21 protein-coding genes, 2 rRNA genes and 1 riboswitch (1 of these 24 running past the window's edge) are annotated in these 24,769 nt (G+C 63.7%); of the genes, 14 read left to right on the top strand and 9 right to left on the bottom strand.

Annotated elements, in window-relative coordinates; genetic code table 11:
- Positions 1 to 11 precede the first annotated feature (11 nt).
- From H156_RS16975 to H156_RS17755, 4 genes are all read right to left on the bottom strand, one after another.
- Positions 12 to 164: a hypothetical protein gene (locus H156_RS16975; RefSeq protein ID WP_017364643.1), complete on the bottom strand. Its 153-nt coding sequence runs from the start codon at positions 162 to 164 to the stop codon at positions 12 to 14.
- Positions 161 to 355, bottom strand: coding sequence for a hypothetical protein (locus H156_RS16970; protein WP_154656663.1), 195 nt, complete (start codon positions 353 to 355; stop codon positions 161 to 163). The genes H156_RS16975 and H156_RS16970 overlap by 4 nt, the downstream gene beginning before the upstream one ends.
- Before the next feature lie 209 nt (positions 356 to 564).
- Positions 565 to 1,407, bottom strand: coding sequence for a S1 family peptidase (locus H156_RS0104680; protein ID WP_017364645.1), 843 nt, complete (start codon positions 1,405 to 1,407; stop codon positions 565 to 567).
- A gap of 50 nt (positions 1,408 to 1,457) precedes the next feature.
- Positions 1,458 to 1,922, bottom strand: a complete 465-nt coding sequence (locus tag H156_RS17755; RefSeq protein WP_154656662.1) for a S8 family serine peptidase — start codon at positions 1,920 to 1,922, stop codon at positions 1,458 to 1,460.
- Between the two features lie 37 nt (positions 1,923 to 1,959).
- On the opposite strand from H156_RS17755, the gene H156_RS17750 reads away from it, so the two are divergent.
- The 9 genes from H156_RS17750 to H156_RS0104635 all read left to right on the top strand — a co-directional run bounded on the left by H156_RS17750 (position 1,960) and on the right by H156_RS0104635 (position 13,038).
- Positions 1,960 to 2,742, top strand: coding sequence for a hypothetical protein (locus tag H156_RS17750; protein WP_154656661.1), 783 nt, complete (start codon positions 1,960 to 1,962; stop codon positions 2,740 to 2,742).
- 145 nt (positions 2,743 to 2,887) lie between these two features.
- Entirely contained in the window at positions 2,888 to 3,952 is a 1,065-nt protein-coding gene (locus H156_RS0104670; protein WP_017364647.1) for a helix-turn-helix domain-containing protein, read from the top strand.
- Positions 3,912 to 5,423: a F0F1 ATP synthase subunit alpha gene (locus H156_RS0104665; protein WP_010961916.1), complete on the top strand. Its 1,512-nt coding sequence runs from the start codon at positions 3,912 to 3,914 to the stop codon at positions 5,421 to 5,423. The genes H156_RS0104670 and H156_RS0104665 overlap by 41 nt, the downstream gene beginning before the upstream one ends.
- The gene (locus H156_RS0104660) at positions 5,420 to 6,247 is read left to right on the top strand and encodes a F0F1 ATP synthase subunit gamma (RefSeq protein WP_017364648.1); all 828 of its coding nucleotides are present in this window, start codon (positions 5,420 to 5,422) and stop codon (positions 6,245 to 6,247) included. Before H156_RS0104665 ends, H156_RS0104660 begins: the two co-directional genes overlap by 4 nt.
- Before the next feature lie 175 nt (positions 6,248 to 6,422).
- Positions 6,423 to 7,511 (top strand): AI-2E family transporter, encoded by a 1,089-nt coding sequence (locus tag H156_RS0104655; protein WP_036246134.1) that lies wholly within the window; start codon positions 6,423 to 6,425, stop codon positions 7,509 to 7,511.
- 64 nt (positions 7,512 to 7,575) lie between these two features.
- Positions 7,576 to 7,673: riboswitch (TPP riboswitch) on the top strand.
- A 64-nt stretch (positions 7,674 to 7,737) separates the two neighbouring features.
- On the top strand, positions 7,738 to 9,612 hold the full coding sequence (gene thiC, locus H156_RS0104650; RefSeq protein WP_017364650.1) for a phosphomethylpyrimidine synthase ThiC: 1,875 nt from the start codon (positions 7,738 to 7,740) through the stop codon (positions 9,610 to 9,612).
- Positions 9,613 to 9,620: 8 nt separating this feature from the next.
- Positions 9,621 to 11,276, top strand: coding sequence for a cytochrome P450 (locus tag H156_RS0104645; RefSeq protein WP_017364651.1), 1,656 nt, complete (start codon positions 9,621 to 9,623; stop codon positions 11,274 to 11,276).
- A gap of 47 nt (positions 11,277 to 11,323) precedes the next feature.
- The gene (locus tag H156_RS0104640; RefSeq protein ID WP_010961921.1) at positions 11,324 to 11,992 is read left to right on the top strand and encodes a sulfotransferase family 2 domain-containing protein; all 669 of its coding nucleotides are present in this window, start codon (positions 11,324 to 11,326) and stop codon (positions 11,990 to 11,992) included.
- Positions 11,989 to 13,038, top strand: a complete 1,050-nt coding sequence (locus H156_RS0104635) for a glycosyltransferase family 9 protein (RefSeq protein ID WP_017364652.1) — start codon at positions 11,989 to 11,991, stop codon at positions 13,036 to 13,038. Before H156_RS0104640 ends, H156_RS0104635 begins: the two co-directional genes overlap by 4 nt.
- A gap of 4 nt (positions 13,039 to 13,042) precedes the next feature.
- Here H156_RS0104635 and kdoO read toward each other — a convergent pair whose 3' ends face one another.
- From kdoO to H156_RS0104620, 3 genes are read right to left on the bottom strand one after another with little or no spacing between them, the layout of a single operon-like run.
- On the bottom strand, positions 13,043 to 13,918 hold the full coding sequence (gene kdoO, locus H156_RS0104630) for a Kdo hydroxylase KdoO (protein ID WP_017364653.1): 876 nt from the start codon (positions 13,916 to 13,918) through the stop codon (positions 13,043 to 13,045).
- Between the two features lie 50 nt (positions 13,919 to 13,968).
- Positions 13,969 to 15,054, bottom strand: coding sequence for a glycine oxidase ThiO (gene thiO, locus H156_RS0104625; protein WP_017364654.1), 1,086 nt, complete (start codon positions 15,052 to 15,054; stop codon positions 13,969 to 13,971).
- 41 nt (positions 15,055 to 15,095) lie between these two features.
- The gene (locus H156_RS0104620; RefSeq protein ID WP_238536815.1) at positions 15,096 to 17,774 is read right to left on the bottom strand and encodes a UPF0182 family protein; all 2,679 of its coding nucleotides are present in this window, start codon (positions 17,772 to 17,774) and stop codon (positions 15,096 to 15,098) included.
- A gap of 286 nt (positions 17,775 to 18,060) precedes the next feature.
- Here H156_RS0104620 and H156_RS0104615 point away from each other — a divergent pair, with 286 nt between their 5' ends.
- From H156_RS0104615 to H156_RS0104595, 5 genes are all read left to right on the top strand, one after another.
- Positions 18,061 to 18,468 (top strand): hypothetical protein, encoded by a 408-nt coding sequence (locus H156_RS0104615; RefSeq protein ID WP_010961926.1) that lies wholly within the window; start codon positions 18,061 to 18,063, stop codon positions 18,466 to 18,468.
- 176 nt (positions 18,469 to 18,644) lie between these two features.
- On the top strand, positions 18,645 to 19,814 hold the full coding sequence (locus H156_RS0104610) for a TolC family protein (RefSeq protein WP_036246132.1): 1,170 nt from the start codon (positions 18,645 to 18,647) through the stop codon (positions 19,812 to 19,814).
- Positions 19,811 to 20,908, top strand: a complete 1,098-nt coding sequence (locus H156_RS0104605; protein WP_010961928.1) for an efflux RND transporter periplasmic adaptor subunit — start codon at positions 19,811 to 19,813, stop codon at positions 20,906 to 20,908. Before H156_RS0104610 ends, H156_RS0104605 begins: the two co-directional genes overlap by 4 nt.
- Positions 20,905 to 23,955 carry an efflux RND transporter permease subunit gene (locus tag H156_RS0104600; RefSeq protein ID WP_017364658.1) on the top strand — a complete coding sequence of 1,017 codons (3,051 nt, stop codon included), beginning with the start codon at positions 20,905 to 20,907 and terminating at the stop codon, positions 23,953 to 23,955. Before H156_RS0104605 ends, H156_RS0104600 begins: the two co-directional genes overlap by 4 nt.
- A 3-nt stretch (positions 23,956 to 23,958) precedes the next feature.
- On the top strand, positions 23,959 to 24,261 hold the full coding sequence (locus tag H156_RS0104595; protein ID WP_017364659.1) for a DUF3240 family protein: 303 nt from the start codon (positions 23,959 to 23,961) through the stop codon (positions 24,259 to 24,261).
- Between the two features lie 76 nt (positions 24,262 to 24,337).
- On the opposite strand, the gene rrf is transcribed toward H156_RS0104595, so the two are convergent.
- A 5S ribosomal RNA gene (gene rrf / locus H156_RS0104590) occupies positions 24,338 to 24,451 on the bottom strand.
- A 97-nt stretch (positions 24,452 to 24,548) separates the two neighbouring features.
- Positions 24,549 to 24,769 (bottom strand): 23S ribosomal RNA (locus H156_RS0104585) (it continues 2,674 nt past the right edge of the window).

Genomic DNA, 24,769 nt, shown 5'->3' with positions numbered 1-24,769 from the left:
CCGCTCCCGAGTCACTGCAGGCACTGCACGGCCTCGACGACCGCACGGGCGTCGACGATACCCGCGCCGCACGCGCCCAGAAGATCGGGCGCGCACCGGGTCTCCTCCAGGAACGGACGAGCCGTCGCCGTGAGGATGTCCCTGACGCGGCCAGGGCGACTCATCCTCCGAAGTCGCTGCAGTCGGCCAGGTCGCCATCGGGGCGGACCGAGGCCACGGCGATGACGCCATGGCCATTTGCCGGCTCCTCGTGGAAAGAACCGGATCGCCCCTCGACCCCGACCACCGGCTCGCTGCCGATCGGCCACGGTCTGGCATCGGCGGGGGTCGAACGGTGGGAGGCGCGTCTGCCCAAGCTCGGCGAGATCCGAATGTGGCCGATCGGGTGAAGGGCAGCGTCGGAAGGCGTGGGGCCGGCACGGGTGGTCCCTCTGCCGGCGGGGTCGCGCCCGGACAGTGGCTTCGGCAGTGGTTTCGACGGAAGGACGACAGGCCACGAACCCTTGCCTGCCAGGCCCGACATTCCGCCCGACCCACTTGAAGCAGGTTTTCCGCGCTCACTTGTCAATCCCGAGAGCCCGAAAATCCACGGATGACCGATTTTATGAAGGTATTGATCTCGGTGTTGCCGACGCGCGCATAGACGGTGGGTCGGTCTGCACACCCCTCCCCCCAGCTGACGACGCCGACTTGAATGACCTTTCCCGAGACCCTTCGGAACAACGGACCACCGCTGTCGCCTTGACAGGCGCCCTTGGCACGAACGGCGGCACACAGTTGAACAGTGCCGTCGAACTTGGAACCGTAGGCCGTGATATCGCAAAGCGCATCTTCCATGACGGGCATGGAAACTTGGCGCATTTCTGCCGGGAAATAGGGGGGTGGAACGTGATCGTCGTTCCAATACCAGGCGACGATACTGCCCCATCCCGCGACCGTGACCCATGTGTTGGCGCTGTCCTGCCCTGCGGTCGCCAGCCGGACGGTCTTGGCGCGCGCCACCTTGCGATCGAGTTCGAGCACGGCGACATCATAAGGAAGCCTGACATCCCCGGGTTCCCTGTATTTCGGATGCACATGAATCGCCGAAACGCGCCGTGCTCGTCCTTGATGCCTTCCGTAGGTCGTCATACCGACCATGGCCGTATAATCCGACGGATCGTTGACGACATAACCGCCATCATCAAAATTCTCAGTGACACAGTGGGCGGCCGTCAAAACATGACGAGAGGAAATCATACTCCCTCCGCACACATGACCGTACGGATCGGACTCGGATCTTCGCGACTCCCGCTGAAGCGCCACGACGAAGCCATAACGCCCTTCAACCACCGGATCACCATTGACCACCTCAGGTCTCATCGCCAGATTCCAGTCGGTCTCCGCCGCCTCGGAACCGGCGCCCATGAGAGACATGCACGACACAACGATCGACCATCCGCCACACCACGGCAGCCTCATTGAATCACCCTCATGGATTCAGGAGTCATCGGACTGGCACGCCAAAAGCGGGAAGGCGCCTCGGCATCATTGCGCACGGGGGCCGAGCACCCGGACGGGTTCGATGCGGGCACGCCGATACCGTTGTCGGTGACGGCGCCGATGATGCCGGCGACGTGGCTGCCGTGCCATTCGGCAGGCTTGAACTCCGAAGGCACGGGTCTTCCATCCTCTTTCCCGCACCAGCCCACCGTCTCCCAGTCGCCCTCGTCCTTCGGCTTTTTGTCGCGGGCATTGCCGTCCCGCGCGAATCTCGGATTCCGGATCATGTCCCAGCCGACGATCACGGTTTTCTCCGCATTCCGGTATGCCAGCCGGTTTTCGAGGTCGGGATGGGTCGGGGCGAACAGGACGCCGCTGTCCAGCACGGCAACCGTGATTTCGGGCGCCCCCCCGGATGAGCGACCAGGCGGCCTGCACATTGGCCGAGCCGGCAACCGCCCCGGGACCGCTCTGAAGATGCCACTGCTGGGGGAAATATTCGTCGCTGGGCGTGACCGGCTCGGCAGTCGCCTGTGCCTTCATGCGCGTCACCGGATCGGCATAGCGCACCTCCGGCAGGGCTTCGAGGCGCCGCTCGATCTCTCCCGCCTCCGTCAGGCTCACCGGACGAAGGAGGCGGTACACCTGCGCCGCGCCTACGGTTTCCGGTGTCGGGACCAGACCTGCGCCGGCGACGGCCGAGAGTTTCGCGGCATCCAGCGGCAACGAGCCAGCCCCGCGTTTGAATCTGATGATGAATTCCTCGATGCCGGCAACGGCGGGCAAGGCCGACCGGGCATATACCGTGCCCTGCCCGGCTTCGACGGCAGCCCACAGCACACCCTCCATGACACCGATCCTTCGTGCCAGGGCCGTCGCCTCATCTCGGGTCAACGCAGCGGGCGTCCGGAAAATCCTCGCGTTGGTCCGGGTATTCCCCACCCATTCGAAATCCAAACCGGTGTCCGCCTGCAGCCGACCAAGCTCGGCGGCGCTCACCGCCCCGAGCTCATCCCGGTCGACATCGCTTTCGAACATGACGACGATCGAAACCGGCGCATCCGCCGCCCCACTCGAGATGGCCGCTGCAGCCAGCAGCAACGATGCCATGGAAACCGCCGACAGCCTTTTCATCGCAACTCCCGTTTTCCCGAAAGGTGGTACCCCGTTGACCTTGCCGCTGGCACTTTGGCGTTTCGTGAAATCCGGTGTGATTCAGTGCGTTCGAGGACCAATATCGCATCCGGGCCAACATCATAGATAAAATCGGGACGCCGGATCGTTCTCTGCGTCCACGATTTCTTGCCTTCGCGTCCAGGACGCCAGCGGTTCGTCTTCCCGTCGCTGCCACGGCGAGCGGATACGCGATCACCGGACCCTCGACAAAGCCGAAGAAGGCAACGAAATGGGGAATAGCTCCGAACAGCTTCAGGACAAGGTGCCGATCGCCCGCTTCGATCTGGGCAGTCTTCCAGCAGAGGACCGCTATTCGATCTGGAAGGAGAGCATCTCCGTCATTTTCGACGTGGAGCGGGAAGTCGAGACAGGCTCTGCACCCTTTGCCGCAACGCTGACGACCTGTCATCTCGGGTCCATGCTACTGGCGGATACGGCCAGCGTCGGACAGTGCTTTCAGCGCAAATCGCCACTGATCGCGCGCGACGGCTTGGATCATTGCATCATCCAGGTCTACCAATACGGCACGACCCGCGGCCGATGGGGCGAGAGACACAGTACCGTGCAGCCGGGTGACGTCTTCCTGCTCGACCTGACCCAACCGCTGGATTCCTGCGCCAGCGATTTCCGCAATCTGACACTGATGCTGCCGCGTGATCTGCTGGCACCTCATCTTGGCGCACCCGAGCGACTGCATGGCCGGTCACTGCCCCGAGACTCGGCCTGCGGACGCCTGCTGAGCCAGCACATCGCTACGCTGTGGGAGGTCGCGACGACCCTGAGTTCCGACGAGGCCCAATGCATAGCTCGGGGACTGGTCCATCTGATCGGCGCCTATTTCGGCGGCGGCCGTGTCGAGGAAGACCGTCCGGAAACCGGGGCCGTCTTGCTGGAAACGGTACGCCGCCACATCGGGAATCATCTGGGCGATCCCCGGCTGACGCCGGAATCCCTGGCGGCGGACTTCCGCGTGTCGCGTTCCTACCTCTATTCCCTGTTCCAGCCACTGGGGGGAATCACCCGTTACATCCAGCAGCAACGGCTGCGGCGCGCTTTCCTGGAACTGACCCGACCGGCCTCCCGGCCAAGGCGTGTCAGCGAGATCGCTTACCGGGTGGGTTACCGCAACGAGGCCCATTTCAGCAGGAGCTTCCGTCGTGCCTTCGGCATGAGTCCGAGCGAGGCGCGGTTCATCGGCCTGCAGGCCGTCCGCTATACTGCCAAGGGTCATGACCAACCCATCGATCGCAGCTATGAACGCTGGGTCAGAGAACTCAACGCCCCGGATTTCTGAGCCGGCTTCCCCGCTCGCGCAAGCGGTCCACATCGGCGACTACCGGCCCCGCCTGCGCATCGGCGAATACGGCACAGTGGCTTCCGTCGGGGACGGCATCGCCTGGGTGACCGGCCTGCCCTCGGCGGCGATGGACGATGTGCTGATGTTCGAGGACGGGAGCTGGGCCGTGGTGTTCGCCCTGACCAAGAAGCGCATCGGCGCCGTGCTGCTGCACCAGAGCGAAAACCTGACCGCCGGCACCCCGGCCCGGCTGGCCGGGAGGACGCTCGACGTGCCGGTCGGCGAGACTCTGCTCGGGCGGGTGATCGACCCGATCGGCAATCCGCTGGACGGCGGGCGTCCCCTGGAAACCCGCAACCGTCGCCCGCTCGACAGCCCTTCGCCCCCCATCATTGCGCGCGACTTCGTGCAGCAGCCGCTCTACACCGGTACCCGGCTGGTCGACACCCTGGTGCCGATCGGCAAGGGCCAGCGCCAGCTGATCATCGGCGACGAGGGAACGGGGCGCAGCAGCTTGGCGATCGACGCGGTCCTGAACCAGAAAGGCCGAGAGGTACGCTGTGTCTACGTACTGATCGGCCAGAAGCGATCCACCGTGGTCGGCACCATCGAACTGCTGCGCAACTACGGAGCACTCGCTTACACCACGGTGGTGGTGGGCGAAGCCGGCTCTTTGCCGGGCCTCAAGTACCTGGCCCCGTTCGCCGGCTGCGCCATCGCCGAAGACTGGATGGCGCGCGGGCACGACACACTGGTGGTCTACGACGACCTGAGCACGCACGCCCAGACCTACCGCGAACTGTCGTTGCTGCTGCGGCGCCCGCCAGGGCGGGAGGCCTACCCCGGCGACATCTTTTATCTCCACGCCCGGCTGCTGGAGCGCGCCACGGCGCTGAACCCCGCCAACGGCGGCGGCAGCATGACGGCCCTGCCCATCGTGGAAACCCGTTTGGGGGAAATCGAGGCCTATATCCCCACCAACCTGATTTCGATCACGGACGGCCAGATCTACCTGGACTCCGACCTCTTCGCCGCTGGCTTCAAGCCAGCAATAGACGTCACCCGCTCGGTCTCCCGCATCGGCGGCAAGGCCCAGCATCCGCGCATCAAGGAGGAAGCCGGACGGATGAAGCTGGACTACCTGCAATTTCTGGAGCTCGAGATCTTCACCCGGTTCGGGGCGCGGCTGGAAAGCGGGATGGAAGCCCGGATCAGACGCGGCCGGCTGCTGCGGGAGATCCTCAGGCAGGAGCGCCTGCAACCGCTGCCGCCGGAATTCCAGCTCGCCTGGATGACCGCCTACAACGAAGGGCTTTTGGACGCCATGCCTCCCGGCAGTGTTCAACACGCCTTGAACGAACTGAACTCCGCCCTCCGGAACGGATCGCCGCCGCTGGAAGCCTCGCGCACCGACTGGCTGACGTGGCTGAGGCAGAACCTGCCGGAACCGGCGCGAGGCGAAGCATGAGCCGCCGCCACGTCCTCCGGCGGCGGATGAAGACGCTCGGCGAAATCGCCGGCATCCTCGATTCGATGCGCATGCTGGCCGTGATCGAAAGCCGCCGGCTGACGCGTTCCGTGGAATGTCAGCGTCAGTTGGAAGCGGCGCTGCGAGGCCTCGGTCGGGAGCTGATGAGCCATCATCCGGCACTCGCGCCCGTCGAGCCGCCGAATACGGCATGGCTGGTGGTGGGCTCCGAGCGGGGTTTCTGCGGTGACTTCAACACCCGTCTGCGCGCCGCACTGGAACAGCGACGATCTCCCGGGGAACCGGTGATCGTCATAGGCAGCCGGATCGGCGCCGAACTTTCCCAGCAGACTGTTTGCGAGAGCCAACTGCCCGGTCCGCTCACGGCGGATGAAACCGCCGAACGGCTCCCGGCCCTGATCGACGCCGTCAACCAGCTCCTCGAAAACCTCGGCCCGCTGCGGATCATCGCTCTCCACCATGCCGACGATGCGGAAGCGGTGCTGGAAACACGGATCGTTCCGCCTTTCGGCAAGGCCTCCGCCGCACCCGGCAATCCGTTTCCGCCATTGCTGTACCAGCCGCCGGAAGCGGTATTCCACCACCTCGTCGAACATTATCTGTTCGCCTTGCTGCACTGGCTGCTGGATCGCTCCCTTTTGAGCGAACACCAGTACCGCATCCGCCACCTCGACGGGGCCACCCGCCGCATCGAAGACACTCTGAATGCCTTGCGCTCGGGCAACAACCGCCTGCGCCAGGAGGAGATCACCGAGGAACTGCAGGTCATCCTCCTCGGCGCCGAAGCCCTGGATCCGGCTTGAAACGCACCGGCCTGTTGCGCAAACTGGCCAAGCCGTCCCGGTTTCTTGCCACCCTGGATATGTCCGCCTCTTTCGGATGCGTCAGGGCCGAACCGCCGGAAGACACACCGCCAACGCCGACGGGAAGCCGCCTGCGAAATCGGGCACGAACCGGCTCGAGCAAACCGTCCGAAGCATGAACCGAAGCGTCCGCCTGATCACGATCGCCCTGTTGCTCGCCGCTCTGGCCAGCCTGACCTATGCCGTGGTGCGGCCTTTCCTGGTTTCGATCGGCTGGGCGGTCTTCGTTTCCTACGTCGCCTGGCCGCTCCATGCCTGGAGCCAGCGGCGGTTCGAGGGCCGGAAGACCCTTTCGGCCCTGGTGACGACGGCGCTGCTGGGGTCCGTGGTATTGGCGCCCTTGATCTGGCTCGCCGTATTGCTGCAAGGCGAGGTCTCGGAACTGATCCGCTCGCTCCCGGACTGGCTGGAACAAAAGCCCAGGCTGCCCGATTTCGTCTCGCACATTCCCTATTTCGGAAACGAACTCCAGGCCGTGGTCGACCAGTTCGAAGACCTCCACGGCCTGCTGAAACGGCATGCGCCCGAGTGGGTCCGACGCCTCGGCTCCCCGGTGCTCGGAATCATGACCACCCTGGTGCAGAACGCCGCCGTGTTGTTCATGACACTGTTCACCCTGTTCTTCCTGTTCCGCGACGGCTTGCAATTGGCTTCGGATGTCCGGAAGGTGTTTACCCGAGTGCTCGGTGAACGGCTGAAAGGGTATTTCGCCACGATCGAAGCAACGGTCAAGGCCGTCCTCTACGGCATCGTCCTGACCGCCCTCGCGCAGGGTTTCCTCGCCGGCCTGGGCTACTGGATAGTCGGCGTGAAAGCGCCGATCGTGCTCGGGATCGCGACGACCCTGATCGCAATGATCCCGTTCGGGACGCCGTTCGCCTGGGGCTCCGTCAGTATCTGGCTCTTATTGCAGGGCGAAACCTGGGCCGGCGTCTCTCTGGCCCTTTGGGGCACGCTGGTGATCAGCTGGATCGACAACATCATCCGTCCCCTGGTGATCAGCAGCGCCACGCACATACCGTTCGTGCTGGTGATGTTCGGCGTGCTGGGCGGGCTCGCCAGCTTCGGCTTCATCGGCCTGGTCCTGGGGCCGGTGATCCTGGCGATGGCGCTGGCGGTGTGGCGGGAATGGCTGCAGCAGGTGCGGGAGGCGGGACTGCGGGGCGAAGACGGGAGCGGCACCGGGCCGGGGGAGCGCCGCTAGCTTCGGAATCGCCATCCGGACGGAATGCTTGAAATCACCCCTTCGATGCATTACCGTGAGCGGTCCGTAAGGCTGGGGGTGCCTGGCGAATGGCCGGGCTGAGAGACACCCTTCGAACCTGATCCGGCTGATACCGGCGTAGGGAAGCTGAGCTTTCGAGCCGTTCGAAGAACCCGATCGACATCCTCCCCCGCGCGCCTTATCCGTGTCCAACCAGGAGCCAACGATGAGCGCGATCCCCCAAGAAATCCTGCACGAGGCCGTCACCGCCAAGAAAGCCTCGATCCAGCCGTTCGCGGCCTCGGAAAAAGTCTACCTCCAGGGCAGCCGCCCGGACCTGCGCGTCCCAATGCGCAAGATCAGCCAGTCGGACACACCCACCAACACGGGCCGGGAAAAGAACCCGCCGGTCTATGTCTACGACACCTCCGGCCCCTATACCGACCCCACCGTATCGGTCGACCTGAGACTGGGCCTGCCGCCCTTGCGCGAGCCCTGGATCGAGGAACGCGGGGACACCGAGCTGCTGAAGGGGCCCTCGTCATCCTACGGCCTTCAGCGCCAGCGCGATCCGGCTCTGGCGTCCCTGCGCTTCGAGCATATCCGCGCGCCCCGCCGGGCGAAGGGCGGCGCCAACGTCACCCAGATGCACTACGCCAGGCAGGGCATCATCACGCCGGAGATGGAGTTCGTCGCCATCCGCGAGAACCAGAAACTGGAAGCGCTGGCGGAGACATACAAGTTCCAGCATCCGGGAGAAGCCTTCGGCGCGGCCATCCCCCAGGTCATCACCCCCGAATTCGTCCGCGACGAAGTCGCCCGCGGCCGGGCCATCATCCCCAGCAACATCAACCACCCGGAATCGGAGCCGATGATCATCGGCCGCAACTTTCTGGTGAAGATCAACTGCAACCTCGGCAATTCCGCCGTCAGCTCTTCGATAGAAGAGGAAGTGGAAAAGATGCTGTGGGCGATCCGCTGGGGCGGCGACACGGTGATGGACCTGTCCACGGGCAAGAACATCCACGAGACCCGCGAATGGATCATCCGCAATTCCCCGGTGCCCATCGGCACCGTGCCGATCTACCAGGCGCTGGAAAAGGTGGACGGCAAGGCCGAGGAGCTGACCTGGGAAATCTTCCGTGACACGCTGATCGAGCAGGCCGAGCAGGGGGTGGACTATTTCACCATCCATGCCGGCATCCGCCTGCCCTTCATCCCGCTGACCGCCAAGCGCACCACCGGCATCGTGTCCCGGGGCGGCTCCATCATGGCCAAATGGTGCCTGGCCCACCACAAGGAGAGCTTCCTCTACACCCATTTCGAGGACATCTGCGAGATCATGAAGGCCTACGACGTGGCCTTCTCCCTGGGTGACGGCCTGCGCCCCGGTTCCATCGCCGACGCCAACGACGAAGCCCAGTTCGCGGAGCTGCGCACCCTCGGCGAGCTGACCCAGATCGCCTGGAAGCACGACGTGCAGGTGATGATCGAAGGCCCCGGCCACGTGCCCATGCACATGATCAAGGCCAACATGGAGGAGCAGCTCAAGCATTGCCACGAGGCGCCCTTCTACACCCTGGGACCCTTGACCACCGACATCGCGCCGGGCTATGACCACATCACCTCGGCCATCGGCGCCGCCATGATCGGCTGGTACGGCACGGCCATGCTGTGCTACGTCACGCCCAAGGAGCATCTGGGCCTGCCGAACAAGCAGGACGTGCGCGACGGCATCATCGCCTACAAGATCGCCGCCCACGCGGCGGATCTGGCCAAGGGCCACCCCGGCGCCCAGGCGCGCGACAACGCCCTGTCCAAGGCGCGCTTCGAGTTCCGCTGGCAGGATCAGTTCAACCTGTCGCTGGACCCGGAGAAGGCGTTGGAATTCCACGACGAGACACTGCCCCAGGAAGGGGCGAAACAGGCGCATTTCTGCTCCATGTGCGGCCCGCATTTCTGCTCGATGAAGATCACCCAGGACGTGCGCGACTATGCCCGCGAACACGGTCTGGACGAGGCGCAAGCCCTGGCGAAAGGCATGGAAGAAAAATCGGACGAGTTCGTGAGGTCCGGGGCCGAGGTCTACCAGCGCACCTGACCGCGACGATGAGCCATCCCCCTTCGAACACACCGCCGGTCAAGCCGGGCGGCCTGCCTTTGCTGGGCCATATCCTGGAATTCGGCAAGAACCCCCATGCATTCCTGATGGCCCTGCGGCACGAGTTCGGGGACGTCGCCGAGTTCCGGATGTTCCACCAGCGCATGGTGCTGCTCACCGGCAGCCGGGCCAGCGAGGCCTTCTACCGGGCCCCGGACGAAGTGCTCGACCAGGGGCCAGCCTACCGGATCATGACACCGATCTTTGGCCGCGGCGTGGTGTTCGACGCCCGGATCGAGCGCAAGAACCAGCAGTTGCAGATGCTGATGCCGGCGCTGCGCGACAAGCCGATGCGCACCTACTCCGAGATCATCGTCGCCGAAGTCGAGGCCATGCTCCGGGACTGGAAGGATGCCGGCACCATCGACCTGCTGGAGCTCACCAAGGAACTCACGATCTACACCTCCAGCCACTGCCTGCTGGGCGCGGAGTTCCGCCACGAGCTGAACACCGAATTCGCCGGCATCTACCGCGACCTGGAAATGGGCATCCAGCCGATCGCCTATGTCTTCCCCAACCTGCCGCTGCCGGTGTTCAAACGCCGCGACCAGGCGCGGGTAAGGCTGCAGGAACTGGTGACCCAGATCATGGAGCGGCGCGCCCGCTCGCAGGAGCGCAGCACCAATGTGTTCCAGATGCTGATCGACGCCAGCTACGACGACGGCAGCAAGCTGACGCCCCATGAAATCACCGGGATGCTGATCGCGACCATCTTCGCCGGCCACCACACCAGTTCGGGGACCACCGCCTGGGTGCTGATCGAGCTGCTGCGGCGCCCGGAATACCTGCGCCGGGTGCGGGCGGAGATCGACGCCCTGTTCGAGACCCACGGTCGGGTGACTTTCGAATCGCTCCGGCAGATGCCGCAGCTGGAGAACGTCATCAAGGAAGTGCTGCGGCTGCATCCGCCGCTGATCCTGCTGATGCGCAAGGTGATGAAGGATTTCGAGGTCCAGGGGATGCGCATCGAGGCCGGCAAGTTCGTTTGCGCCGCACCTTCGGTCACGCACCGGATTCCCGAGCTGTTCCCCAACCCCGAACTGTTCGATCCCGACCGCTACACCCCGGGACGGGCCGAGGACAAGGACCTGTACGGTTGGCAGGCCTTCGGCGGCGGCCGCCACAAATGCTCGGGCAACGCCTTCGCGATGTTCCAGATCAAGGCCATCGTCTGCGTCCTGCTGCGGAACTACGAATTCGAGCTGGCCGCGGCGCCCGAATCCTACCGGGACGACTACAGGAAAATGGTGGTCGAACCGGCCTCGCCCTGCCTGATCCGCTACCGCAGGCGCGACGCGCCGGCTGCCGTGGATGCAAAGGCGAGTGCCGGTGAGGCGCCTGCCGAAACGCTGCGGGGCGCCTTCCGGGTGACCGTCGACCGGGACCTGTGCAAGGGCCACGGCAACTGCATGGCCGAAGCACCGGAGATTTTCCGGGTCGACGAAGATGGCCGACTGACGCTGCTCAGCGAGACGCCCGATCCCGTCCTGGCCGGAGCCGCCCTGGCTGCGGAAAGATTCTGCCCGGCACGGGCGATCAAAATCCTGCCTCAGCGCGATCCCGCCACGCGGGATCGCTCCCTCTCGCCTTCGGGCGAGGATTAGGGTGAGGGTGTCGAAAAAATTTTCTTCCAGTCTCAATCGCTAGCAAGATGCTGCTCTCGCTCCGCTACAACTTCCTGTTCGTCCATATCGCCAAGACCGGCGGAACCAGCGTGCGGGACTCGCTGTGGCGCTACAAATGGACCGATCCTGCCCGTATCCCGCAGTTCCTGTGCAGCAAGCTCAGTGCGCTCACCGGCCACGAGATCGGCGCCAAGTTCCCGCGCCACGCCAAGGCCATCGCCGCCATGGAGATGCTGCCGCGCGAGTTGTATCAGAAGCTGTTCAAGTTCGCCTTCGTGCGCAATCCCTGGGATCTGCAGGTCAGCTCCTACCATCACATCCGGCGCGAACGGCCCGATCTGCTGGAAGGCCGCGACGACTTCGAGGCATTCCTGTGCTGGAAACTCGACCCCGAGCGCGCACCGCAGTATCACGCCGACATGTCGATCGAACTGCAGACGGACTATCTGGTCGACCTGCATGGCAACCTCATCGTCGATTTCGTCGGCCGTTACGAACGCCTCGCCGAGGACTTCGAGGAAGCCTGCCGCCGCATCGGCATCGCCTGCCCCAAACTGCTGCACAGCCGCAAGGCCACCGACCGCAACAAGGACTACCGGCGCTATTACAACGACACCACCGCCGAACTGATCGAAGCGCACTACCGCCCCGACATCGAGCGCTTTGGCTACCGCTTCGACGAGCCATTCCCGTGACGGACCGCCCCGGCTCCATCCTCATCGTCCGGCTCGGCGCCATCGGTGACATCGTCTTCGCTTCCGCCCTGATTCCGGTGCTGCGGCAGACGTTTCCCCAGGCCCGGCTGGTCTGGCTGGCCGACGAAGCCAACCAGGATCTGCTGAGGCACAATCCACGGCTGGACCGGGTCGCGATCTGGCCGCGCGCCCGCTGGGCCAGGCTGCGTAAGGAAGGGCATTACGGCGCCCTGCTCGAGGAGTTCCGCAACTTGGTACGGAGCCTGCGGGAAGAGCGCTTCGACTGGGTCCTGGACCTGCAGGGACTCCTGAAGAGCGGCGTGTGGGCGGCTTTGGCCGGCGGTAAGACCCGCATCGGCCTCGGCTCACGCGAAGGCAGCCAATTCCTGATGACGAAGCGCATCGACCGCCGCACCGAGTCCAACGCCATCGGCAACGACTACCTCAAACTGGCCATCGAACTTGGACTCGACACCGAGTCCTTCGCCATGGATTTCGCGCCGGGAGACGAGGCCATGGCGGAGGCCGCAAAGATCCTGGATTCGCTCGGGATCACCGGCCCTTATGCGGCGATCTTCCCCTTCACCACCCGTCCCCAGAAGCACTGGATCGACGGGAACTGGTCGACCCTGGCCGATGAGATCAGCGCCCGTTACGGCTGGCCCGTCGTGATGCTGGGCGGGCCGGGCGACACTGAACGGGCCGAAAGAATACGGAGCCGCTGCCGATCGGACCTCGAGAATCTCACGGGAAGAACCGGACTGGCCGTCAGCGGCGCATTGATCCGGCGCGCCGGTTTAGGCGTCGGCGTGGATACAGGTCTGACCCATATGAGCATCGCCCTCGGGCGCCCCACTGTCGCCCTGTTCGGCTCCACCGCCCCCTATCTGGAAACGGGGAGGGAAGATGCAGTGGTGCTGTACGAAGCCCTGCCCTGCTCGCCCTGCGAACGCCGCCCCACCTGCGGCGGAGCCTTCACCTGCATGGCGCGACTCACGGTCGAGAAGGCCCTCGCCGCAATCGACGGCATCCTGCACCGGCCTTGAGCCCTCAAACCAGAGCCCGCCCCGTCAGCCGCTCCAGTATCCTGAGCGGGGACGTGGCGGGATCGCGCAGGGCTTCGACCGGCACATAGAAGGTCTGCTCCAGCAGGTACTGGCCGGACATCACGGCATGCGAGGCCTGGTCGGTGAACACCAGCCAGGTTGTCGAAGGAGGAAAATCGAACGACACCTGATCCACCTCCGCCTGATAAGCCATGTCCGCCTTCATTCTGTCATGCAGTTGCAGCATGTAGTGGTCGTAGTTACTGCGGCGGCTCTTGGTCAGCCCCAGCCACTGCAGGAGGGGAGCACTGCCGGGAAACGGCGCCGGAATGGAGGGCAGGAAGCGCCTGGCCATGGGCTCGAACGGCTCGCCCAGCCGCCAGCAGCGGGGGCGGCCTTCCGGGTTCACGTTGCTGAACACGCGCAGGAGCCTTCTCCCCTGCACGGGGGACGACGGAAAGGCGTCGACATGCAGCCGGGTGTCGTCCTTGCGCCAGGAACTCGCGCGGCCGGCGGCTTCCACCGGCCGGAAGCTGGTGCGGCCCTGCACCAGGGCGGCGCTGTATTCCGGCAGCAGTCTCGCCACCAAGCCGGCGGCCCGGCCGGCGAACCGCGCCATCATGCTCCGCAGCGCCTCCACATCGGCCACCGCCGGGCCGATACCGTGCAGGTCGCCAGTCGCGGCATCGAAGCTGACGTTCTTGCTCCTGCCCACCGTCTCCGGTGAAAGGAAGGTCTTCTCGTGCTCCTCGATCGCGAATCCGAGTCGGGGGAAGTACAGGATCTTGCCCTGCTCGATTTCATTCAATGCGTCGGCACGCTCCTTCGCGGAAAAAGACGCCTCCCAGTCGGCGCCGCCGAACTCGAATATTCTGCTCATATGCTGTACCTCTCTCCTGATGCCTTGTCGTTATCCGGATTCGTCCGCCCCTACGGCACGCCATAAGGCTGGGCCGGCACGATCGGCGGACGGCCGAGAATCAGGTCGGCCACGAGCCGGGCCGAGGCGGGGGCCATGGTCAGGCCGTTGCGGAAATGGCCGCAGCTCAGATACAGATTGGCGAACGACGGTACCGGACCGATGAACGGAATGCCTTCGGGCGATCCCGGACGCAGCCCGGCCCAATGGCCGACGACCTCCGCGTCCGCCAGCGCCGACAGCCAGCGGCAGGCGAATTCCAGCAAGATCCGCCGCCCTTCGACATCCGGAACCTTGTCGAACTGGCGCCGTTCCACGGTGCTGCCGCACAGCACTATCCCATCCCGCCGCGGAATGAGGTAACGATCTCCTGCCAGCACGATGTGCTCGACGAGCCCGCCCGACGCCTGGAACGCCAGCATCTGCCCCTTGACCGGAACGACGGGCAGGTTCGGGAGCAAAGCCCCGAGCACTTCCGCGGACCAGGCACCGGCCGTGACGAGATAGGTTTCTGCCACGAACACCCCCTTCGCGGTCGCCACCCTCGAGACCCTCCCGTCCCGCGCTTCGATAGCGGTCACCGCAGCGTCTTCCTCGATGGCGATGCCGAGTCGGCGGACATCGGCCAGGATCGCGCGCAACAGCCGGGGATTGCGCACCTGCGCGACCCCGGGCAGACGGATCGCCGGCCGGGAGGACGGCGCTAGCCGGGGTTCCAGCGAGGCCAGGGCGGCGGGCTCGATCCACTCGCGCCGGACCCCGTGCGCGGCGCACCAGGCATCGATTGCCGCAGGTTCCTCCGGATCCAGTATCAACAGCCCGCTTTGCCGCCATTCGGGATCCAGACCAGTCGATTCCAGCAACTCTTCCACGAGGCCGGGATAGCACTGCTGGCTCCAGGCACAGAGCGCAGTGACGGCTTCCGGCATGCGCCAGGGACGAAGCGGCGACAGAATGCCTCCCCCCGCCCAGGAGGACTCGCGTCCGGCCGGCCCCTTGTCCACGATCCTAACCGACCGGCCCGCCGCGGCTAGTTCACGCGCCGCCAGGAGGCCGCTGATCCCAGCACCGATGATGAGAACGTCGGTCGACTTCACTGCCTACGGTGTCCCTGACGCGAGTGACGCGAACATCCGCCTCACATGGGATGCATGCCGGGGGAGTCGCGCACCGGGGACACCGGCACGATCCCTCTCGCCTTCTGCAAAGCGATGAGCCGCTCTTCCAGCTTGTTCAGCGCCGCCTCCAGAGAGGTCTCCATCACCACGATGTCTCCCATCGACAAGATCACCCGCGCGAGCTCCGGAATCTTGACGCTGCTGGTGGACTCGATGTAGACCGGTTGCACGTACAACAGCGATCGCCCGATGGGCACGATGATGATGCGGCCGCGGGTGAGATGCGAGCCCTTTTGATCCCATAGGGCGAACTCTTTGGCGATTTCGGCATCCTGATCGATCATCGCGCTCACCTGCGCCGGACCGTCGACCTGGACGTCCTTACTGTACTTGTAGAGGACGATAGACTTCGAGTAAGGCATGCCGCAGGCGTCTGGGCGCAATGCACCGCCGATCGCCAGCACGCTCATGTTGTTGCGCCCGATCGGCGTCATCGGATTGATCAGCACGAAATTCTGCATGTTTTCGCAGCCATCGAGCTGAGTCGTGAAATAGTAGGGTGCCACCGTCCGCATCACGGTCCGGCCATCGCGCAGCCGGACGCCGACCTTGGCGAAATCCCAGGTCTCCGCCTGCTGATAGAACAGTTCCGGCTGGGTTTGGTGGTATTTGGCGTACATCCGCATCTGGATCTCGAAGAAGTCATGCGGGAACCGGAGCTGGTCGCGGATCAGCGGCGGCATGGCGCTGGCATCCTGGAACAGACCGGGATAGGCCTTGATATAGCCTTTCAGCACCGGATCGTCGTGATCCACGACGTAATAATCCAGCGACCCGTCGAAAGCATCGACCACGATCTTGACCGAGTTGCGAATGTAATTGAATTCGCGCTCTTCGGTGTCGCCGCGGAACTTGTAGCGCATGCGCTTGGAAACCGGATAGGAATTGAGCGTGGTATAGGCATCGACGATCCAGAAAATCCGCTGTGGGGTCACCACGATGTAGGGATCGCGATCCAGCGCCAGGAATGGCGTGACCGTGTTGATACGCTCGATGATGTTGCGATGGAACAGCGCCTGGCTGCTCTCGGTGATGTTGAGCGAGAAAAACAGCCGCTCATCACGGAAATAGATGGACAGAAGCAGACGCCTGAGGAGGGAGGAAATCGGCACGCCGCCATTGCCCGAATAGTTTTGGCTGGACCCCTGATCGAAACTGGCGATGTCGACGATGTTGAGCCGGTTGGGAACGATCGCGTAATCCAGGTTTTCCAGGCCGAAATAGATGTCGGGCTTCTCGGTGGTCAAACCGACGTCCGAATGCATGTTCAGATCCCTGAGCCACCACTGCATCGGCTGGTCGCCCGACTGCGCCGCCGGCGTGATCACCGCACCGTAGCCATGGGTATAGCGCAGATGGATGTTCTCCCAGTTCCTGGCCTCCTCGGGCAGCTTGGCAAGGTTGATTTCGCGGGCCGCCAGATTGACCTGTTCGATCTGCCCGTTGACGAGATAGCGCGCGGTGTCGACCTCCGTGAAACTGTAGTACGGCCGTATGCCCTGAAGCTGCTGGTACACGTCATCCAGGTATTCCGGATCCCAGACCGGGATGTTGTGCAGATGCTCGCGGACATGCGGATCGATGGTTTCGGACCCCTCTGGCGCCGCCGTGATGTCGATGGTCCGGATTTCGTCGAGGTCGAATGCCGCCAGCGTCGCCTCGATGTTGTACTTGATGAATTCGCGCTCGGTTTTCACCGGATTCGGCTTGACTACGAAGCGGTCGATCAGCTGCGGCACCACGTCGATCTTGCGAAGTGCGGCAGCGGAAACCCATACCAGCGCGCAGGTCAGTGCCAGCTTGAGACCGCGATGACGCTGAGCGAACCACAGCGCAGCAACGACGCCGACGACGAGGGAGACGATCTCGACCCAGATGAGGGGCAAATGGTAGCGGAGCTCGATCAGACCGGGGCCGAAAAACACGGGCTCATGGGCGTCGACGTAAAGCAGTTCATCCCGCTGCAGCACGTACCCCCAGGCCGCCACCACGGCAACCAGCACCACCAGCAGATTCAAATGAATGCGGGCGCCCCGGGGCCACGGCCGCCGGTGGGCCGGCGAGAATTCGTGCTCCACCCAGTAGAGTGCCGCCACCATGACGGCCAGCACACTGGCACACACCAGTAACTCTGACTGGATCAGGACCAGGATCGGGATCCGGAACATGTGAAATCCGGCGTCCTCCCCAAACACCGGCTCGGTGACACCGGCAGCGGGGGCGAAAAAGAACAGGAGACCGGCCTCCCACTCGTGGTAGAACGGCAGTGCGACCAGCACCGCCAAAAACACCGACAGGGGCAGATAGACCGGCAGCGCTCCTGTCTGAAACATGCGCAGCCAGCGCCGGTAGCGCGATTCTTCCGACCCCGCGGCATAAATTGCCTGATCGACCCCCAGATACTGGGATGCAGCCCAGAAATTCAAGAAAAAGATCAGGAAGAAGAAAAGGGTCACCCCCCCGGACAAGATGTAGCGGTAAAGGAAGCGCAGCCAGAAATATGCACCGAGGTCCAGCGACTTGAACCACCACCACTCGACCAGGAAATGCGTGGCCGCTAGCACGATCGCCAGCAACAGTCCCGCCAACACCACCATGACCACGGCTGCGGACGTCAGCAGTCGTTTCCAGTTTCCCATATCGTCCTCGTTCGGCGTCTTGTCACTCTTACTTGGAAGGGCTTGCAGGAGGATGGAGCGCAGGCGGCAGGCGCATGCTATGGCGCGAGCAGCCTTGTTCGCGCGGGCGTGCCAAGCCCCTAGATGATACCTGACTGCCCCGCAATCCGGTAGGCGACGCCGGACGGAGCCGGCATGCGCCGGGCGGGCGATTTCGGGTATACTTGAAACACTGTGGAAGCGATCGCAAGCTTCCCCGAAACTGCCGAGACGGCTGCTCAACGCCTGCGGAATGGGGTTCCCTTCTTTGAATCGACACACCCGACTCCTCACGCTGTGTGTCCTGGTACTGATCCAGGTGTGGGCACCTTTGGTCCATGCCCATCCGGCCGACGGCGAACCCTGGGGCAAATTCCATGTGCCCGGTCTCGAGTTTCTCGAGCGCACGCCGGGGGAAGGATGGCACGTCCCGGATGCGGGGGCCGAGACTTCCGTCGTGGTGGCGATGCAGGGCGGCATCCTGGAACCCTCTCGTGTCTCATCCCCCCGCTGGACGCACGAGCAGACGCCGGACCATCCTCCCTGCCACCACGACACCGCCCCAGTGACACTGGAGCGCGCGGCAGAGTTCCCCCGTGATCCATTCATCCCGCTTCCTTACGGCTTCCCGGTAGTCCAGCCGCATTCGGCACGCGCCCCGCCGGCCGACGCCTGATCTTCGCATCGCGGCTTCCCCGCACATAACGGCGCCCACCGACGCTCCCTCGAAACCGAGACGGCGGCGGGCATGCTGACACCATGAATCCGGTACTGCCGATGATCCCCCTTCATGGACTCCTCGGTGTTCTCCTCGTGATCGCTTCGGCTTCCGCCCGCGGCGAGGAGGACGCCATGGCTGAGCCTGCCGGGCTGCTGCCTTTCGACCCACGGCTCAGTCTACACAGCGTGGTGCAAACCACTTTCGAAAACTATCCGCAAACGGCGATGATCGACGCCATGCGCCTGGAAACCAGCGCTCTGCAGCAGCGCAGTGACAGCTGGATTCCTGGCTACCCGATGGTCTACATCCAGAACAACCAGAACATCGCCGGCGACGGCGAGGGCATGACGCAATGGGGCTACCAGGTCCCCCTCTGGCGCTGGGGACAGCGGGATGCGAGCCTGGCAGTCACCGACCGGGCGGCCGAAAGCACCGAACGGTTCGGCCTGGGACTCAAACACGAGGTCGCGGGCCTGGTCCGGGAGAGTCTGTGGAATCTCAAGATGATGCAAAACCGTCATCAGTTCACCAGGACGGTGTACGAGGTGTCGCTGAAACTGGTCGAAACGGTCAAACGTCGGGTCGAGCTCGGCGATCTCGCCCAGGCCGACCTGCTGCTGGCACAAAGTGACTCTTTGGAAAAGAAGACCGCGCTCACCCAGGCTGCCGTCGACCTTCAGCATGCCCACCAAGCTTTCGCTAACCTGACCCGAATGCCGGCGGCACCTGACAAATTCGATGAAGAGCTCTCCAGGCTGACTGCCATCACCGAGGAACACCCCCAGCTGGCCGCCCTGAATGCCATGATCGAGCGCGCCCAGGCCGATGTGGAATTCGTCCGGCAATGGAAGCAAGGTACCCAGCCCACCGTCCTGATCGGCGCCCAGCATCGCGCCTTCATCAACAAAAACCTGCAGAACGACACCAACGTGGTCCTCCAGATACCGATCGGGGGCGATGCTTATAATGAACCCTTCGTCGCCCAGGCGAATCTCGCGCTGACTCAGAAGATCACGGAACGCGACAACCTGATCCGCCTGCTCCAGCGATCGCTCAAGCAGGCGCAGCAAACCCTGGAGGCGGACCGCAAGGCCCTGGACATCGCCAGGAACCGGCGCCAGATGGCCGAGACACTGATCCGGATGAACCGCATCGCACTCGAAACAGGGGAAATCCAGATGATCGACTTTCTGAAGGTCCAGACCACGGCACAGGCGGCCATCTGGGACGCGATGCAGAAGGAAATCCAGTTGAAGCGGGACATCGCCGCTTATAACCAGGTGGTGGGGGTGACACCATGAAGCTTGCGCTTTTCCCCGCCGTGATCAGTCTCCTGACGGCGCCAGCCCTCGCGGCCGACACCCTCGTCAAGATGGACGCCCAGCAGATCGAGCATCTCGACGTGCGTGTCGCAAAACCCGAAATCGTCAATGCCTTGCCCCTGGCGTGGGCACCGGCGCGCGTCGTCATTCCGCCGGACCGGGAATTCATCGTCAGCGCACCGCAGGCCGGTGTCATCACCCGGATCGACGTGGCGCTGGGATCCTCGGTGGCACCGGGACAGGTCGTCGCGGAAATGCAAAGCCCGGACCTGCTGACCCTCCAAAGAGATCTCCTCAATGCCGCCACCGAATACGAGCTCGCCGGCTCCAAGCTGAATCGGGACCAGAAGCTGCTCGACGAAGGGGTCATCTCGAAGCTGCGCTGGCAGGAGACCCGTAGCACCTTCGACAAGGCCCAGGCCAATCTGCGCCAGGCCGAGCAGGTGCTCGATGCCAGCGGGATGTCGGCGAAGGACATAGCAGAACTCAAACGGACACGCAGCATCAGCAATACCCTGTTGCTGCGCACACCGATCCGTGGCGTGCTGCTGGAACGCCTGGCCACCGTGGGTCAGCGGGTCAGCATGCTGGCGCCACTGTTCCGCATTGGCAATGTCGACCAGTTGTGGCTGGAAATCGACATGCCGCAGGAGCGACTGAGTGAAATCCGGCTGAAAGACCGGGTCGAACTGGATTCACCGCGAATCCGGGCGACGATCATAGAAGTCAGCCAGAACGTACGGCCAGACAGCCAGACAGCCCTGGTGCGCGCGGTCATCGACGAGCACGACGACAGTGTCCGAGCCGGCCAGAACGTCAACGTCCAGGTCATGCACGCTAGTACCGATTTCATCTGCCGGGTACCGCTCGCCGCGATCATCAGCCAGGACGGGCGGCAATACGTGTTCGTCCGGACATCCGACGGCTTCGCGGTACGACCGGTGAAGGTCGCCGCCGTGGACGGGCGTCAAGCCATCATTCACGAAGGCTTGACGGCCGACGACCGGGTCGCCGTCCAGGGCGTCGCGGCGCTGAAGGGCGCCTGGACCGGTCTCGGAGGAGGTGACGAATGAGCCGGCTGATCCAGTTCGCTCTGACGCAGCGCCTGTTGGTCGTCCTTCTCACCGCACTGCTGGCGGGTGCCGGTTATGTCGCCACACTGCGGATCCCCATCGACGCTTTCCCCGATGTCTCACCCACCCAGGTCAAGGTCATCGTAAAAGCCCCCGGCATGACACCGGAGGAGGTCGAAACCCGCATCACTGCCCCCATCGAGTTGGAACTGCTCGGCATTCCGAAGCAGACCATGCTGCGATCCATCGCCAAATATGCACTGACCGACATCACCATCGACTTCGAAGAAGGCACCGACATCTACTGGGCGCGACAGCAGGTCGCCGAACGGCTGAACGGCGTCTGGGGCAACCTGCCCGACGGGATCGAAGGCGGCATGGCGCCCATGACAACCCCGCTGGGTGAAATGTTCATGTTCACCGTCGAAGGTGGCGACCTCACTTTGATGGAGCGGCGGAACCTGCTGGACTGGGTCATCCGTCCGGCGCTTCGCACGGTGCCCGGCGTGGCCGACGTCAACACCCTGGGCGGGACGGTGCGAAGTTTCGAGGTGATCCCGAACAACGCGGGCATGTCCTCGCGCGGCATCACCATGGAAGCCTTGATCGGAGCGCTCAAGCTCAACAACCGTAACGACGGCGCAGGCCGCCTGCCGGAGGGAGAAGAAGCGTTGCTCGTCCGCGCCGAAGGCCAGATCCGGGATCTGGACGATGTCCGATCCATCGTCATCGCCAACCAGAACGGTGTCACCATCACCATCGGCGATGTAGCCGAAGTACGGATCGGCGCCCTGACCCGCTACGGCGCGGTCAGCCGGGACGGCCGGGACGAGGCCGTGGAGGGGCTCGTGCTGGGACTGCGCGGCGCCAACGCGCGGGAGGTGGTCCAGGGCGTCAAACGGAAACTCGAGGAAATCCGTCCCGCTCTCCCTGAAGGCGTCGTGCTCGATGTGTTTTACGACCGCAGTGATTTGGTGAACCGTGCCACCCATACCGTCGTCCGCGCCCTGGTGGAAGCCATCGTGCTCGTCGTCATCCTCCTCCTCCTGTTCCTCGGCGATCTGCGCGCCGCCTTGACCGTGGCTTGCATACTGCCACTTTCAGCGCTTTTCACCTTCCTGCTGATGCACCAGTTCGGCCTTTCGGCCAACCTGATGAGCCTCGGCGGTCTGGCCATCGCCATCGGCAAACTGGTCGATCCGGCCGTCGTGGTCGTGGAGAACATCACGACCCATCTGGCCGATCCCAGAATGCAAGGCAAACTGCCGCGGCTACACCTCATCTACCGGGCCATGCGAGAGGTCACCGCCCCAGTGGTGTCGGGCGCCCTCATCATCGCCATCGTCTTCGTACCCCTCCTGTCGTTGCAGGGACTCGAAGGGAAGCTGTTCAAGCCCGTGGCCTTCACCAACGTATTCGCCATGGGCGGCTCGCTGTTCATGTCGCTGCTGGTCATCCCGGTCCTGGCGTCGTGGCTGATGCGTAGGGTCAAACACGAGGAACCGTGGCTCGCCCGCAAGCTCCATGAATACTATGAACCGGTGCTACGGTGGGCGCTCGACCACAGCCGCCCGGTGATCGTCATCGCCGCCATCCTGCTCGCGCTGACAGGGGTGATCTATACCCAGATCGGCAAGACCTTCATGCCGACGCTGGATGAAGGCAGCATCATCGTCCAGGTGGAAAAACTGCCCTCGATCAATCTGGAACAATCGGTCCGGCTGGATCAACAGCTCCAGAAAGCGCTGCTCGACCACATTCCCGAGATCGAGCGGGTCATATCGCGTGTGGGCTCGGATGAAATCGGACTGGACCCGATGGGACTGAACGAAACCGACAACTTCGTCGTTCTCAAGCCCACCGATCAATGGAACGGCAAAACCCGCGAAGCACTGGTGGAAGACATCCGGAAAGTCCTGGAAACCCTGCCTGGTATCGCTTTCGGCTTCACTCAGCCGATCCAGATGCGGGTCACGGAGATGCTCACGGGAGTACGCGGTGACGTAGCCGTCAAGCTCTACGGTCCCGACATCGCGGTACTCAACGAAAAGGCCGAAACCATCGCCGAGGTGATCCGGTCAGTGGAGGGCGCCTCCGACGTGTTCACGATGCGCAATGCTGGCATGCAATACCTCCGGGTTCGGATCGACCGCCTCGCGACAGGACGCCTGGGACTCGACGGCGACACCCTGGAACGCATGCTGCGCGCCCAGATCGAGGGACTCAAGCTGGGCATCGTGCAGGAAGGCGTCAAGCGGACCCCTTTACTGCTCCGTGCGGCCGCCGACCCCGAGCAACTCGCGTTGCTGCAGGTGACCCTCCCCGACGGTCGCCGCGTGCCACTATCCGCCGTCGCCCGCGTCGAGCGTACCGAGGGACTGGTTGCCATCACCCGAGAGCGCGGTCAGCGGTTCTCGGTGGTCCGAACCAACGTCCAGGGCCGTGACCTGGTCGGCTTCGTGGAAGAAGCACGCAAGGCGGTGGGCGAACGAATCTCCCTCCCCAGCGGCTATTACCTCACCTGGGGCGGACAGTTCGAGAACCAGCAGCGTGCGGCGCAACGCCTGTCCATCGTCATTCCCATATCGGTCGGTTTGATCTTTCTGTTACTGTTCACCACCTTCGGATCGGTCCGGCAGGCAATACTGGTCCTCACCAATGTCCCCTTCTCGCTGGTCGGCGGGGTCACCAGCCTCTGGTTGTCCGGCGAATACCTGTCCGTTTCCGCTTCCGTGGGATTCATTTCCCTCTTGGGCATCGCCGTCCTCAACGGCGTGGTGATGGTGACCTACTTCAATCAGCTTCGGGCCATCGGCCTTCCCCTGGATGAAGTCGTCCGCCTAGGCGCATCACGGCGGCTGCGACCTGTGCTCATGACCGCCAGTATCGCAGCATTCGGGCTCATTCCCCTCCTGTTCGCTACCGGCCCCGGATCGGAAATCCAGCGACCGCTGGCCATCGTGGGGGTGGGAGGATTGGTCACATCGACGCTTTTAACCCTCGTTCTGCTCCCCATCCTCTACCGCCGCTATGGCGAAGGGAAATGACCCATGTCCGATCTCGTACTGCTGACGCTTCTGGCCCCCCCGCAGCTTGAAGACCCTCTGGTGGACTGGCTGCTGAGCACTCCAGCCATACAAGGATTCAGCAGCCAGGCGGCCTCCAGCCATTCGAGCCGAACCGAAGGCATGAGCCTGAACGAGCAGGTCGCTGGACGGACCCGGCGCATCCGCTTTGAGGCCCAGCTTTCCGCCGACGGCTTGAGAGACACCCTAAATGTGTTACGTACGGATTTCCGAGGCAGTGGCATCCACTACTGGGTGACACCGGTACTCGATGTTGGCGGTTTATGACCGCGCCGGCGCCGAACTGGCCCTAAATAAAAACCCCGAGTTCCTGTGGAGGGACTCGGGGTTGATTGGGATGAGAGCCTGGCAGTTCCCTACTTTCGCACAGGTATTCTGCACTATCATCGGCGCTAAGCGGTTTCACTTCCGAGGTCGGGATGGGATCGGGTGGTTCCCGCTCGCTCTGGCCGCCAGGCAAAACTGGTTGTCGAGCTCGAGCTCTGAGGAATCTGGTCAACGTACACTTGCGTCCACGGTCTGTCCCGGACACACCCAAACGCCTTGGGTGTTATATGGTCAAGCCTCACGGGCCATTAGTATCGGTTAGCTTCACCCATTACTGGGCTTCCACACCCGACCTATCAACCTGGTGGTCTTCCAGGGCCCTTCAGGGGACTCACGGTCCCAGGGAGATCTCATCTTGGGAGGGGCTTCCCGCTTAGATGCTTTCAGCGGTTATCCTGTCCGAACATAGCTACCCGGCAATGCCATTGGCATGACAACCGGAACACCA

The sequence above is a fragment of the Methylococcus capsulatus str. Texas = ATCC 19069 genome, assembly GCF_000424685.1.
GTDB classification, from domain to species: domain Bacteria; phylum Pseudomonadota; class Gammaproteobacteria; order Methylococcales; family Methylococcaceae; genus Methylococcus; species Methylococcus capsulatus.
This window is presented reverse-complemented; position numbering and strand designations above follow the sequence as displayed.

Excerpts from the sequence above, each read along its gene's own strand:
- H156_RS16975 (WP_017364643.1), bottom strand. The coding sequence starts at position 164 with ATGAGTCGCCCTGGCCGCGTCAGGGACATCCTCACGGCGACGGCTCGT.
- H156_RS0104680 (WP_017364645.1), bottom strand. The coding sequence starts at position 1,407 with ATGGGCGCCGGTTCCGAGGCGGCGGAGACCGACTGGAATCTGGCGATG.
- H156_RS17755 (WP_154656662.1), bottom strand. The coding sequence starts at position 1,922 with ATGTGCAGGCCGCCTGGTCGCTCATCCGGGGGGGCGCCCGAAATCACG.
- H156_RS17750 (WP_154656661.1), top strand. The coding sequence starts at position 1,960 with ATGCCACTGCTGGGGGAAATATTCGTCGCTGGGCGTGACCGGCTCGGC.
- H156_RS0104670 (WP_017364647.1), top strand. The coding sequence starts at position 2,888 with ATGGGGAATAGCTCCGAACAGCTTCAGGACAAGGTGCCGATCGCCCGC.
- H156_RS0104665 (WP_010961916.1), top strand. The coding sequence starts at position 3,912 with ATGAACGCTGGGTCAGAGAACTCAACGCCCCGGATTTCTGAGCCGGCT.
- H156_RS0104660 (WP_017364648.1), top strand. The coding sequence starts at position 5,420 with ATGAGCCGCCGCCACGTCCTCCGGCGGCGGATGAAGACGCTCGGCGAA.
- H156_RS0104655 (WP_036246134.1), top strand. The coding sequence starts at position 6,423 with ATGAACCGAAGCGTCCGCCTGATCACGATCGCCCTGTTGCTCGCCGCT.
- thiC (WP_017364650.1), top strand. The coding sequence starts at position 7,738 with ATGAGCGCGATCCCCCAAGAAATCCTGCACGAGGCCGTCACCGCCAAG.
- H156_RS0104645 (WP_017364651.1), top strand. The coding sequence starts at position 9,621 with ATGAGCCATCCCCCTTCGAACACACCGCCGGTCAAGCCGGGCGGCCTG.
- H156_RS0104640 (WP_010961921.1), top strand. The coding sequence starts at position 11,324 with ATGCTGCTCTCGCTCCGCTACAACTTCCTGTTCGTCCATATCGCCAAG.
- kdoO (WP_017364653.1), bottom strand. The coding sequence starts at position 13,918 with ATGAGCAGAATATTCGAGTTCGGCGGCGCCGACTGGGAGGCGTCTTTT.
- H156_RS0104620 (WP_238536815.1), bottom strand. The coding sequence starts at position 17,774 with ATGGGAAACTGGAAACGACTGCTGACGTCCGCAGCCGTGGTCATGGTG.
- H156_RS0104610 (WP_036246132.1), top strand. The coding sequence starts at position 18,645 with ATGGCTGAGCCTGCCGGGCTGCTGCCTTTCGACCCACGGCTCAGTCTA.
- H156_RS0104605 (WP_010961928.1), top strand. The coding sequence starts at position 19,811 with ATGAAGCTTGCGCTTTTCCCCGCCGTGATCAGTCTCCTGACGGCGCCA.
- H156_RS0104600 (WP_017364658.1), top strand. The coding sequence starts at position 20,905 with ATGAGCCGGCTGATCCAGTTCGCTCTGACGCAGCGCCTGTTGGTCGTC.
- H156_RS0104595 (WP_017364659.1), top strand. The coding sequence starts at position 23,959 with ATGTCCGATCTCGTACTGCTGACGCTTCTGGCCCCCCCGCAGCTTGAA.